The organism is Nocardia sp. NPDC003963, from assembly GCF_053605105.1.
The window spans coordinates 184894-196846 of record NZ_JBSGIP010000010.1 but is presented as its reverse complement, the minus strand read 5'-3'; the positions used below and the strand labels follow the sequence as shown (position 1 = coordinate 196846).

General features: G+C 67.0%; 11 protein-coding genes. 3 read left to right on the top strand and 8 right to left on the bottom strand.

The window, feature by feature from the left end; translation table 11 throughout:
* Nucleotides 1-360: 360 nt before the first annotated feature.
* Nucleotides 361-3975 (top strand): transcription-repair coupling factor, encoded by a 3615-nt coding sequence (gene mfd / locus ACWEWT_RS19585; RefSeq protein ID WP_452560749.1) that lies wholly within the window; start codon nt 361-363, stop codon nt 3973-3975.
* A 104-nt stretch (nt 3976-4079) separates the two neighbouring features.
* Nucleotides 4080-4742, top strand: coding sequence for a MazG family protein (locus tag ACWEWT_RS19580; RefSeq protein ID WP_452560762.1), 663 nt, complete (start codon nt 4080-4082; stop codon nt 4740-4742).
* A 65-nt stretch (nt 4743-4807) separates the two neighbouring features.
* On the opposite strand, the gene ACWEWT_RS19575 is transcribed toward ACWEWT_RS19580, so the two are convergent.
* Complete coding sequence (locus tag ACWEWT_RS19575; RefSeq protein WP_452560748.1) at nt 4808-5398, bottom strand: TetR/AcrR family transcriptional regulator; 591 nt, start codon at nt 5396-5398, stop codon at nt 4808-4810.
* Between the two features lie 121 nt (nt 5399-5519).
* Between ACWEWT_RS19575 and ACWEWT_RS19570 the strand changes: the two genes are divergently transcribed.
* Nucleotides 5520-5924, top strand: a complete 405-nt coding sequence (locus ACWEWT_RS19570) for a DUF4345 domain-containing protein (protein ID WP_452560746.1) — start codon at nt 5520-5522, stop codon at nt 5922-5924.
* A gap of 80 nt (nt 5925-6004) precedes the next feature.
* Here ACWEWT_RS19570 and ACWEWT_RS19565 read toward each other — a convergent pair whose 3' ends face one another.
* The 7 genes from ACWEWT_RS19565 to ACWEWT_RS19535 all read right to left on the bottom strand — a co-directional run bounded on the left by ACWEWT_RS19565 (nt 6005) and on the right by ACWEWT_RS19535 (nt 11914).
* Nucleotides 6005-6580 carry a TerD family protein gene (locus ACWEWT_RS19565; protein ID WP_452560744.1) on the bottom strand — a complete coding sequence of 192 codons (576 nt, stop codon included), beginning with the start codon at nt 6578-6580 and terminating at the stop codon, nt 6005-6007.
* 113 nt (nt 6581-6693) lie between these two features.
* Nucleotides 6694-7176, bottom strand: a complete 483-nt coding sequence (locus tag ACWEWT_RS19560) for a pyridoxamine 5'-phosphate oxidase family protein (RefSeq protein ID WP_452560742.1) — start codon at nt 7174-7176, stop codon at nt 6694-6696.
* 278 nt (nt 7177-7454) lie between these two features.
* Nucleotides 7455-7655 carry a hypothetical protein gene (locus ACWEWT_RS19555; RefSeq protein WP_452560740.1) on the bottom strand — a complete coding sequence of 67 codons (201 nt, stop codon included), beginning with the start codon at nt 7653-7655 and terminating at the stop codon, nt 7455-7457.
* Nucleotides 7656-7681: 26 nt separating this feature from the next.
* Nucleotides 7682-8257, bottom strand: coding sequence for a hypothetical protein (locus ACWEWT_RS19550; RefSeq protein ID WP_452560739.1), 576 nt, complete (start codon nt 8255-8257; stop codon nt 7682-7684).
* Nucleotides 8258-8879: 622 nt separating this feature from the next.
* Nucleotides 8880-9338, bottom strand: a complete 459-nt coding sequence (locus ACWEWT_RS19545; RefSeq protein ID WP_452560738.1) for a flavodoxin domain-containing protein — start codon at nt 9336-9338, stop codon at nt 8880-8882.
* 39 nt (nt 9339-9377) lie between these two features.
* A complete protein-coding gene (locus ACWEWT_RS19540; RefSeq protein ID WP_452560736.1) occupies nt 9378-10781 on the bottom strand; it encodes an MATE family efflux transporter in 1404 nt (467 codons plus the stop codon).
* Complete coding sequence (locus ACWEWT_RS19535; protein WP_452560735.1) at nt 10778-11914, bottom strand: PLP-dependent cysteine synthase family protein; 1137 nt, start codon at nt 11912-11914, stop codon at nt 10778-10780. Before ACWEWT_RS19535 ends, ACWEWT_RS19540 begins: the two co-directional genes overlap by 4 nt.
* Between the last annotated feature and the right edge of the window lie 39 nt (nt 11915-11953).

Below are 11953 nucleotides of genomic sequence, written 5' to 3'. Positions count from 1 at the left end.
GCGCCGAAGGCGCGAGTCTCGAGGCCTGAACGGCGAGACACCAGGGGGCCTCAACCCCGCGACGCCGAAGGCGGCGCCAAAAACACAGCACCTTCGCGTGTGGGTCGGCGTGCTGTTGTCGCGTGTGGGTCCGCGTCCCGCGATCGCGTGTGAGCCCACCCCGGCCCGCGTGTGCCCCCCACCGTCGCCGGCAGGCAGCCGATCCCGGATACCCGTTTCTCCCCGCCCTCCCTCCCCCGACCGCCTGACCTCGGGGGACCGTACAGCCGTCTTCCCGGACCGCCGGTAAATCGCTGGACGCTCGTCGATAGACTCGCCTGGCCCGGTGGAATCGCTTTCGTTCGGCGTTCAGGAGAGAAAATGTCTGCCCCACGTCCACCACTGGCGGGATTGGCCGCCGCGGCCGGTGCCGATACCGCGTTGCGGACCGTTTCCGGGTTGCTCGGGCGATCGCCGGTGGAGTTGGTGGCGCCGGCGGCGGCGCGTTCGTTCGTCGCGGCGACGATGGCGGCCGAGCGGCCCGTGGTGGTGGTGACCGCGACCGGCCGGGAGGCCGATGATCTGACCCTGGAACTGGGCGAGATGCTGGGGTCCGCGGTCGCGCAGTTCCCGTCCTGGGAGACCCTGCCGCACGAGCGGTTGTCGCCGGGCGCGGATACCGTCGGGCGTCGGCTCGAGGTGTTGCGGCGGCTGGCCCATCCCGAGGATCCGGTGTTCGCCGAGCCGTTGCGGGTCGTGGTGACCACGGTGCGGTCGCTGATGCAGCCGATGGCGGGCGGTCTGGGCGATATCGAACCGATTGTGCTGCGGATCGGCGGGGAAGCCGATTTCGACGAATTGGTCGAGCGGCTGGTCGAATTCGCGTACACGCGAGTGGATATGGTCGGGAAACGCGGTGAGTTCGCGGTTCGCGGCGGCATTCTGGATCTCTTCCCGCCCACCGCGGATCATCCGGTCCGGGTGGAGTTCTGGGGGGACGAGATCACCGAGCTGCGGCCGTTCTCGGTGGCCGATCAGCGTTCGCTGGGGGATACCGCCCAGGACGCCGTGGTCGCGCAGCCGTGCCGGGAACTGCTGCTCACCGCGGCGGTGCGGGAGCGGGCCGCGGCGGTGGCGGCGGCGAATCCGGCGGATGCCGCGCTGGTGGAGATGCTGGCGAAACTGGCCGAGGGTATCGCGGTCGAGGGCATGGAGGCGCTGCTGCCGGTGTTGCAGCCCGGTGAACTGCGGCTGCTGACCGAGCAGTTGCCCGCGGATACCCATCTGCTGGTGTGCGATCCGGAGAAGGTACGTACCCGGGCGGCCGATCTCATGCGGACCGGGGAGGAGTTCCTGGAGGCTTCGTGGACCGCGGCCTCCTTCGGAAGTGATGCGCCGCTGGGCGCGCACGGACTGGATCTGGCGGCGTCCGCTTATCGTCCGCTCGCCGATATCCAGGCGAGCGCCGGGCAGCGGGAACTGCCCTGGTGGACGCTGAGTCCGCTGGCTTCCGGTGATCCGGCGGAAGTGGAGTTGCCGGTGCAGTCCGGCCCCGCTGCGCGGGGCTCCGACGAGCTGGTGGCGACGATTTTCGCCTCGTTGCGGGCGCATGTGACGACCGGTGGCCGCGCGGTGGTGGTGCTGGCCGGCCACGGTACGGCTCAGCGCACCCTGGAGCGGCTCGGGGACGCGGAGGTTCCGGCCGCGGAATTGGCGGCCGGGGCGGAGCCGGTACCCGGGGTGGTCGGGGTGCTGTGCGGGTCGCTGCACGACGGAGTGATCTTCGCCGATGCCGGCCTGGTGGTGGTCGCGGAATCCGATCTCACCGGTAACCGGGTCACGGCGCCGGGCGACGGGAAACGACTGCCCGCCAAACGCCGTAACCAGGTGGATCCGCTGGCGTTGAACGCCGGGGATATGGTCGTGCACGACCAGCACGGGATCGGCCGGTTCGTGGAGATGATCGAGCGCACGGTCGGTGGCGCGCGGCGCGAATACCTGGTGATCGAATACGCGCCCGGTAAGCGCGGTCAGCCCGGCGACCGGCTGTTCGTGCCGATGGAATCGCTGGATCAGTTGTCCCGCTATGTGGGTGGGGAGCTGCCCAGCCTGTCGAAGCTGGGTGGCGCGGACTGGGCGAACACCAAACGCAGGGCACGTAAGGCGGTCCGCGAGATCGCCGGTGAACTGGTGCAGCTCTACGCCGCCCGGCAGGCGGCGCCCGGTCATGCCTTCGGTCCGGATACCCCGTGGCAGCGGGAGATGGAGGACGCTTTCGCGTTCACCGAGACCGTCGATCAGCTCACCGCCATCTCCGATGTGAAGGCGGATATGGAGAAGGCCGTGCCGATGGACCGCGTGGTCTGTGGTGACGTCGGCTACGGCAAGACCGAGATCGCGGTGCGGGCGGCGTTCAAGGCCGTCCAGGACGGTAAGCAGGTGGTGGTCCTGGTGCCGACGACGCTGCTGGCCCAGCAGCATCTCCAGACCTTCTCCGAACGGCTGGCCGGGTTCCCGGTCACCGTGAAGGGCTTGTCCCGTTTCACCGATCCCGCGGAATCGCGTGAGGTGCTCGCCGGGATGGCGGAGGGGGAGGTCGATATCGTGGTCGGCACCCATCGCCTGCTGCAGACCGCGGTGCGCTGGAAGAATCTCGGCCTGGTGGTCGTGGACGAGGAGCAGCGCTTCGGGGTCGAGCACAAGGAGCACATCAAGGCATTGCGGACCCATGTGGACGTGTTGACCATGTCCGCGACGCCGATTCCGCGCACGCTGGAGATGAGCCTGGCCGGTATCCGGGAGATGTCGACCATCCTGACCCCGCCCGAGGAGCGGCATCCGGTGCTCACCTATGTGGGTGGGTACAACGACAAGCAGGTCACCGCGGCGATCCGGCGCGAGTTGCTGCGTGACGGCCAGGTGTTCTATGTGCACAACCGGGTGTCCTCGATCGAGAAGGCGGCCAAGCGGATCCGGGATCTGGTCCCGGAGGCCCGCGTCGTGGTCGCGCACGGGCAGATGAACGAGGACACTCTGGAACGTACCGTGCAGGGTTTCTGGCAGCGCGAATTCGATGTCCTGGTGTGCACCACCATCATCGAGACCGGCCTGGACATCTCCAACGCCAACACCCTGATCGTGGAGCGGGCCGATACCCTGGGGCTTTCCCAGCTGCATCAGTTGCGCGGCCGGGTCGGGCGCAGCCGGGAACGCGGATACGCCTATTTCCTGTATCCGGCGGAGAAGCCGCTCACCGAAACCGCGTACGACCGGCTCGCCACCATCGCGCAGAACTCCGATCTCGGCGCGGGTATGGCGGTGGCGATGAAGGATCTCGAGATCCGCGGCGCCGGAAACGTGCTGGGCGCCGAACAGTCCGGGCATGTCGCGGGGGTGGGTTTCGACCTCTACGTACGTCTCGTCGGCGAGGCGGTGGAGGCCTACCGGGCGGCCGCGGACGGGAAACCGATCACCACCGAGGAGACCAAGGAGGTCCGTATCGACCTCCCGGTGGACGCGCATATACCGCCCGATTATATCGCCAGCGACCGGCTGCGGCTGGAGGCCTACCGTAAACTCGCCGCCGCGCACGACGATCCGGCGCTGGCCGCGGTGGTCGAGGAACTCGTCGACCGCTACGGTCCGCTACCGGTCGAGGTCGGCCGGCTGGTGTCGGTGGCCGAACTGCGGTTGCTGGCGCGTGAGTACGAGGTCACCGAGATCGCGGTGACCGGGACGACGGTGAAGATCTCGCCGCTGTCGCTGCCCGATTCGAAACAGATGCGGCTCAAGCGGATCTACCCGAGCGCTACCTATCGGGCGGCGAGTTCGGTGGTGCAGTTGCCGCTGCCCCGGGTCCAGGACAGTGTCGGAGCCGACCGGCTGCGTGATGTGGCGCTGCTGCAGTATCTCGCCGATCTGCTGCTCGCGCTCGACGGTAAAGCCGCGGGCGCGGTCGACCTCACGGTCGCGACCGAGGTGAGTCCGGCGCGATGACCTCCGACCGTCCCGGTGCCGCGGCGGCCGGCCGGCCCGAACCCGGTGTGCTCGAATCGGAAACGGCCACTGTCGCCGCCGGTCTGACCGATGCGGTGGAGGTGATGGATCGGCTGTGGCGGTTCGGCGGCTGGGAAGTCACCCAGACCCACGATTCGCTACGGCCGTATCTGCTGGAGGAGACCTACGAGCTGCTCGACGCGATCCAGCAGGAGGACACCGGCACCATCCGTGAGGAACTGGGCGATCTGCTGCTGCAGGTGCTGTTCCATTCACGGATCGCCGAAGCGGCGGGCGAATTCACCATCGACGATGTGGCGGCCGCGCTGGTCGCCAAATTGGTGAATCGCAGCCCGCATCTGGCCGCCGGACCCGACGAGTACGGTTTCGCAACGGCGACCACGGTCGAAGAGAAGGTCGCGGTACAGGAAAGAGCCTGGGAAGAGAAGAAATCCGCGGAGAAGACGCGGCGTTCCTGTCTGGACGGGATCGCCATGGCGCAACCGGCGCTGGCCCTGGCCGAGAAGATCTGCTCCCGTAGCGCGCGCGCCGGTCTGCCGGAGGATGTGATCCCGGACGATCTGCGTATCGTCCACCTGGGCGGCCCGGAGAGCGCCGAGGAGCGGGTGCGCAAAGCCGCCCTCGCCTTCGCCGCCGCCGTTCGGCAGGCGGAGGACGCCGCCGAAACCGCTCGGGGTGCTCGTCTTCCGCTGTCCGCCGCGGATTGGCTCGAGTACTGGCCGGCCGATACCTGTCCGGATCACTGACCGGACCACCTGCCGGGTAACCGAAGTCGCGGTGGGATCCGCGGGCCGCGGAGGTTCCGGAGCACTCAGGATTCGTCCGGTGCGAGGATCGGGCCCAAGGCCCCGGCGAGGGCGCCGATGCAGATATCCCGGAGCCGGTCACGGGTGCAGGAGCGTTGTTCCAGCCAGTCGACGGTGAGTACCCGCACGAAGGTCAGCCAGCTCATGAGCACCGCGGACGCCAGTTCGCGGTCGCGGCCGGTGAGGCCGGTGACATCGACCATGCGGTGACGTAGTTCGCCGAGCTCGCCCCAGATGATCGCCTGGACGGTGGGATCGCCCGCGAGCTGCCGGTTGGCGGCGATCACCGAGTGCGCGTTCGCCTCGAAGTAGTCGAAATGGGTGTCCAGGGCGGCGGCCAGCTGGTCGTTCAGCGGCCGTTGCGGGTCGAGAACGGTATCCGCGAGCAGCTGTGCCGTCGCGCGGCGGTATATCTCGGCGAAGAGTTCGCGCTTGTTGGGGAAGTGGCGGTACAGCAGCGCGCGCGAGACTCCGGCGGTGGCCGCCACGTCCTCCATCAGAACGTCGTCGTAGGCGCGTTCGGCGAAGAGGCGCTCTCCGGCGTCCAGCAGTAGTTCTCGGCGCTCTTCCGGGGCGAGCCGACGACGGGTGCTCATTTCGCCCAGGTTAGTTGACGCGTGTCTACCGGCCGCCGTATGGTCTTAGTAGACACTCGTCTACTAACTGGGAGTCGCGCAATTCATGCGTTGCGCATGGGATTCGATGGGGAGTGCCCGTATGGAAAAGACGTTGCGGTGGCTGTGCTGGACAATGGGCGTCGTCTGCGTCCTGATCGGAATCGCGCATATCGTCATCGGCCCGGATGCCGTCCCGGATACGGGGGCCCTCACGGCTACCGACGATAATCAGAACCGTTTCTTCGGTGCGATATTCGCGGGTTACGGACTCGCTTGGATCCGGGCGGTGCGACAGTCGCCGCTGCACCGGAATACCATCCGGGGCCTGGCCGGAATCATGTTCGCCGGCGGCCTCGCCCGTTTCTTCTCGGTGGCCGCGCACGGCTGGCCACACGGATTCGTCATCGCGCTGACCGTCCTCGAACTGGTCCTGCCGCCGGTGTACTTCTGGCTGGCCCGAGATGCCGAGACGCGGCCGGGTGGCGCGGCGCCGGCCCCGGCCTGAGCGCCGCACCACCCGGCCGGTGATCTCCTCGAAGAGCCGCGCGGACAGTACGCAACGGGCATCCCACTGCGGTGCAGGTCCTAGACATTCACTCCGTAATCGCGCGCGATTCCCGCCAGGCCCGAGGCGTACCCCTGGCCGATCGCGCGGAACTTCCATTCGCCCTGCCGGCGATAGAGCTCCCCGAACACCATGGCCGTTTCGGAGGACGCGTCCTCGGACAGGTCGTAGCGGGCCAGTTCGGCGCCGGTGTTCAAATCGACCACCCGGATATAGGCATTGCGGATCTGGCCGAACGACTGACCGCGCTGATCGGCATCGTGAATGGAGACCGGGAAGAAGATATTGGTGATCGTCTCCGGCGTATTCGCCAGATCGACATTGATCACCTCGTCGTCACCGTCGCCCTCACCGGTCAGATTATCGCCGGTGTGCTCGATGGTCCCCTCCGGTGACCGGAGGTTGTTGTAGAACACGAAATGCTGATCCGACAGGACCTTCAGGCTCGGCCCGGTGGCCAGGGCGCTGGCGTCGAGGTCGTAGTCGGCGCCCACGGTGGTGCGCACATCCCAGCCGAGTCCGACAGCGATCTTGGTCAGATCGGGGGCCTGTTTGGACAGCGAGACATTGCCGCCCTTTGCCAGTGTGACGCTCATGTTCTCCTCCCACGGCGCCGAAAGCGCCCGATGGCCGACGGCGCCGGAGCGCCCGGCAATTTCAGGGACGAGGCACCGCCTCGTCGGATGAGTCCCGCGGCCGGGGGCCGGACTCAGATCTTCTCTTCGTTCTCGGCCCAGGACTTCAGCGTCGCCACCCGGTGCTCCAGAGCGCGCAGTTCGCTGTCGTCGAGCACGGTGCGCTGAATACCCTGGGCGACGGCGAAAGCCGACTGCCGGTGGTCGTCGATGACATCCACATCGAGCCGGACCGCCACATAGTCGTCGGCGCCGGGCATCTCCTCGGCGATGACCTTGGCCGAGCCACGCGCGCACAGCGCCACATTCCCGCCGCCCAGGATGAGCAGGGCCACCTGCGGCCGCTCGCGGAGCCGGGCCAGCGAACCGCGATCGAATTTGAGGCTCAGCAGGATCCGCCGGTCACCCGCGCGCACGGGCCACGAGACCGGAATGGCATGCGGCGCGGGATCGGTGGTGACCAGAACCGCGATCGTCTCCTGCGGCCACACCGGCAGCGCTTCCAGCTCGGGATGGTCGGTTGCGGGATTCTCCGCGGAACTGATTCCGGCTGCCATATCGTCCCCTCCTGGATCGACGTGGTGCGGCGGGGGTATGCCGTACCACGCACCAGTCTAGAGGTCGGCCCGGACACGCGCGGGGGAAGTACCGGTCGCGACCTGCTGTGGAACGCACTGGTACCGACCGGAATCGGTGAGTCGTGGCGCAAGGGAAACCTCAGAACCTGAGGTTGGAGTTGTATCCGGCCCGAGCGTGTCCATCCGTTCAGTCCCCGGCATCGTGATGGGTGAGAGTGTCCGAGAGGTCCGGCCGCCGCCCGGGCAGCCGGTGCGGCTCACCCCTCTTGCTGATCGAGATAGGTCAGCTCTCGCGCGAGCGCATCCCGGGCCGCCGCGACGAGTTGCGCGTCGGCCGCGGGGCAAGCCAGGGAGACGGCGATCAAGGCGCTCTCGATATCGGGCCCGAGACCGGTATGGGACGCGGGAGGTAGACCTTCCAGCGCGCGGGCCAGGCTCGTCTCGAAATTCTGTCGCATCCGATCCACAGGTAATCCGCTGCCTCTCACAAAAGACCTTCTTTCCGCCACTGTTCCTGTGCCGTGCTCACGAGTAACTCGTGGAGGACTTTCGCGGGTTCGCTGGCAGCACTTCCATTGAGCTCGACATCGGCGAACGCCTCGGCCAGCGCCTCCATCGGATGGAACCTACCCCTCGAGAAGCTGTATCCGCTCAGCTGATCACGCCACGCGAGGTAGGCGCCTTCGCTTTCGATATCCGAGAGTTCGTCCCCGTGCTTTCGGAGGAAGTGATCACGCAGATGTGAATCCGCTTTCTCGACGGCCCGCGAATGCCCCTCGAAGGTGAGTGCGTGACCGAACTCGTGAACGACCATCGCATATGCGGGAGGAGCCGGACTTTTCTTGAAATGTTTGCGGCCGACAGCCTCCGATACTGTTTCCAGCAGTAGGGCCGGGTTCGTAGCGTGCCTGGTCGAGAAGAAGATGGTAGTTGCCCGGTCCTCTCTACTGTCCGACCTGTATCCGGATGCCGCCTGAGCGATGTCCCGGTCGTTCGCCAAGGAACTGATCTCCACTGCCATCACTCTGGTGAGTGGATACTTCGCGAGCATATCGTTCATTGCGGAGACGATGTCCCGTGCTGTTCCCCTGTCGACCCCCTGCCTCTCGAAGCCGTACACCGGGAATCCGTGGCGTTCGGTGAGCTCCGCACCGATCTGCTTGGTTCGAAGCTCGGCCGGGCCGGGCCGCCGACGCACAGGAAGTGCCGGAAGGTGGCTGTCCCCACGTGTGGAATCGCCGTCGGGTAAGCGTGCGGCGGCGATCTGATTCTCGCCTCGCTGAGCGGATAGCTCGGCTCGGTCGGCGAAATGGCGGAGTGTTTCGGCGCGTCGGTTCAGCGATCCCTTGCTGTGGTCCGCGAACCGAGTCAATGTGCGAATTGTGATTTCGGCTCCGCCGCGCACCAGACGCGAAATTCCATCCATCGAACCTCGAAATCCGTAACACCGGCTCGAGAGTCGCGCGCTGAACGGTAGCGCCGCCGGATGACCAGCTGTAGATCAGCTATTTCGAGGCTAATCGTTGGTGTGAGTACAGAAAATGTATCGGGGAGCCAAAATTCGGGCAGTGCTCGGTGCATGTTGCACAAATCCACGCGGGTCACGGGGTGGTCGGTGATCCGTTGGCGGGGGTGGCGCGGTGTGAGCCGCGGTTCGGCGCGCGACCCGAGCCGTCCAGGGTTCATGCGGTGGCCGCGACGGTGGATTCCAGGGGGAGGGTGCGGACCCATTCGCGGCCCATGGTGGCCGGCCTGATTTCGGTGGAGGCATCGTGGCGGGCGTGGTCGCCGATCTGCGCAGCGCCGAGCACGACGAGTTTCTCGGCGGCTATCTCGCCACCTCGGTTGAAAGTGTTGTCGTAGACCGAATCGCCCAGGCCGAATACCGCGAAGCGCAGGCCGGTCAGATCCGGGCGGTATGCCTCCAGCGCTTCGAAGAAGGGTTCGGCGCCGGTGGGTAGATCGCCCTCGCCGTAGGTGGAACATACGACGATGTGGAAGATCTCCGGGTCGAGTCCGGCGATATCGAACTCGCTCATATCGGAGACGGTGACCTGATGTTCGGTCAGTTCCTCGACGATTCCCTCGGCCACTTTCTCCGCTGTGCCCATTTCCGAACCGAACAGGACGACGATACGCACCGCGCCTCTCCTTCCGCCGCAAAGTTTGGAAAGGCAATCCTAACTTACTGCCTCCCGTTGGCGGGGTGCGACCAGAGTGTCCCGCTGATCCAGCAGACTGAAGTATTTGCGCAGCATCAGCGTGGCGGTGGCGGCCAGGCCCGCCGTCAGCCCCCACCAGACCCCGGTCGCACCCAGACCTGCCGGATACGCCAGTACCAGCGCCGTCGGCAGCCCGACGATCCAGTAACCGACCACGGACAGCCGGAAGCCCGCATTGGTGGCCTGTAACCCGCGCAGCAGGCCGGTGCCGATGTTCTGGGCCGCGTCGAAGAACTGCAGCACGATACCGATCAGCAGCAGCGACCGGGCCACCTCCACGGTCGCCGAGTCGGTGGGATCGAGGAACGGGCGCAGCACCAGGTCGGGGACGAAGGCGTAGGCCAGCCCGGTGACCAGCGCGACCACTCCGGCGAACTGCAGTGCGAGCCAGGCCAGGCCCCGCGCGTGCCCGGTCTCCTCCCGGGCGACCGTGTGGCTGACCAGGATCGACGCACCGTGCGAGATACCGATCGCGATCTGGAAAACGATGTAGATCACCTGGTACACCACATTGTGGGCGGCCAGCGCGGCCGGCCCGAGTGCGCCCATGACCAGCGCGAGTACCGAGAACATCCCGGCTTCGGAACCGTAGGTGAGGGCGATGGGTGTCCCCAGCCGCAACTCGCCGCGGACGGTCGCCATCCGCACCGGCCACGGGCGGACCGGCAGGGTCCGGCCCAGTTCCGGGTCCCGGCGCACCATGGTCCAGAACACGGCGAACATGAGCAGGAACACCAGCGAGGTCGCCACTCCGACACCGGTCAGCCCGAGTGCGGGCAGCCAGGCCCAGCCGTGGATCAGGGCCATCGCGAGTACGAGGTTCACCGCGATCGAACCCAGGGTCACCGCCAGCAGGGCCTGTGGCCGCTGCATCCCGACGGTGTACTGGCGCAGGACCTGGAACCAGAGGCAGGGCAGCAGGCCGGGAGCCAGCGCCACCATCAGCGGCCGCGCGTCGGCCAGTACACCGGCGTCCTGGCCCAGCCACTGCAGTGACCAGCCCAGTCCGATCAGGACCGCGCCGCCGAGCAGACCGGCGACGGTGGCGATCAGGAAACTCGATCGCACTACATCGCGGACCTCGGGAGCGGGATCGTCGCCGCGTTTTCCGGCGGCGCCGACCGCGGCGGCGATCTGGTTACCGCTACCCGTGATCAGTCCGACGCACATGGTGCGGATCTGGTTGAACAGCACCAGCGCCAGACCGCCGGCGGCGACCGCGCGCACGCCGAGACTGCCCATCAGGGCGATATTGGTGGTGGAGACGGCGACCTGCGCGAGCTGGGTCAGCGCAATGGGGGCGGCCAGGGCGGCCAGTCGCCGGCCGTCGGGACGATATCGCGAAAGAGGTGTGCCGATCACCGCGCCCGCACCATAGTGTCCGATTCCTCCGTATGGTCGTGATCGTCCGGTCGGGTGACGCGGACGGCGTGGGTATTCCCGGCACCGGCATCGTTCAAAACGGCCGCCCCCACCGGATGATTGCCCCGGCCCCCCGGGGCGTAGTCCGCCAGCATTGTATGGACTTCACGCTCGGCCTCGGTATCGAGGAGCTCGCGGGCCGCCATCCAGTCGTCGTCGAAGACGGTGTCGAGGTATTTCTCGCCGCCGTCGCAGACGATGGTGACCACGGTGGAACCGGCCGGGAACTCCTCGAGCCGGGTCAGCGCGGCGTGCACCGAACCGCCGGCCGAACCACCGAGCATCAGGCCCAGCTGCCGCGATATCGCGCGGCAGGTGGCGAAAGCGTCCCGATCCGTCACTTTCACTCCCTCGTCGAGCAGTTCGTAGTCCACGGCGGTGCCGATGGTGGCCCCGGGTGGGGTGCCGGTGCCGGACTGCCAGTACGGTCCGCCGGGCCCGCCGAAGGCGATGGACCCGACCGGTTCCACCCCGATCACCCGCGGTACACACCCCAGCTGCCGCAGCCGGGTCGCGGTACCGAACAGGGAACCGCCCGTGCCGACCGCGGACAGCAGGATATCGACACGGTCCACTTCGGCCAGTAATTCTTCGGCCACCGCGTAATAGCCCACGGCATTGGCGTCGTTGTTGTGCTGTTCGGTGAAATACGCGTCGGGTTCGCCGGCCGCCATCGCGGCCGCGTGGTCTTCCCGCGCCGAGGTCGCCAGATTGTCGTCACCGTCGTCGGCGACGAATACCAGCTCCGCGCCCATTGCCCGCATCGCCCGCAGTTTGTCCTTACTCGCGTGATGATCTACCACCGCGGTGAAACGATAGCCGCGTTCGGCGGCGACGACCGCGAGGCCGAGCCCGGTATTTCCGGATGTGGATTCGATGATATGTCCGCCGTCGCGCAGTAGACCCCGACGCTCCGCGTCGAGAACCATTTCCCGCGCCATCCGGATCTTGGCGGCGCCTGTCGGGTTGAACTGTTCGAGCTTGAGAAGTAATCGGGTGCCGGACGGTGTCACGGCCAACTCGAAGAGCGGGGTGCGGCCGATCAGGTCCGTGACACGGGTGACGAGGGACATGGCGGATCTCCTGGGCGTCGATAGTGGGCAGTGCGACGA

Coding starts and splice junctions, on each gene's coding strand:
- ACWEWT_RS19565 (WP_452560744.1), bottom strand. CDS start 6,580: ATGAGCGTCACACTGGCAAAGGGCGGCAATGTCTCGCTGTCCAAACAG.
- ACWEWT_RS19570 (WP_452560746.1), top strand. CDS start 5,520: ATGGAAAAGACGTTGCGGTGGCTGTGCTGGACAATGGGCGTCGTCTGC.
- ACWEWT_RS19555 (WP_452560740.1), bottom strand. CDS start 7,655: ATGCGACAGAATTTCGAGACGAGCCTGGCCCGCGCGCTGGAAGGTCTA.
- ACWEWT_RS19580 (WP_452560762.1), top strand. CDS start 4,080: ATGGATCGGCTGTGGCGGTTCGGCGGCTGGGAAGTCACCCAGACCCAC.
- ACWEWT_RS19535 (WP_452560735.1), bottom strand. CDS start 11,914: ATGTCCCTCGTCACCCGTGTCACGGACCTGATCGGCCGCACCCCGCTC.
- ACWEWT_RS19560 (WP_452560742.1), bottom strand. CDS start 7,176: ATGGCAGCCGGAATCAGTTCCGCGGAGAATCCCGCAACCGACCATCCC.
- ACWEWT_RS19550 (WP_452560739.1), bottom strand. CDS start 8,257: ATGAACGATATGCTCGCGAAGTATCCACTCACCAGAGTGATGGCAGTG.
- mfd (WP_452560749.1), top strand. CDS start 361: ATGTCTGCCCCACGTCCACCACTGGCGGGATTGGCCGCCGCGGCCGGT.
- ACWEWT_RS19575 (WP_452560748.1), bottom strand. CDS start 5,398: ATGAGCACCCGTCGTCGGCTCGCCCCGGAAGAGCGCCGAGAACTACTG.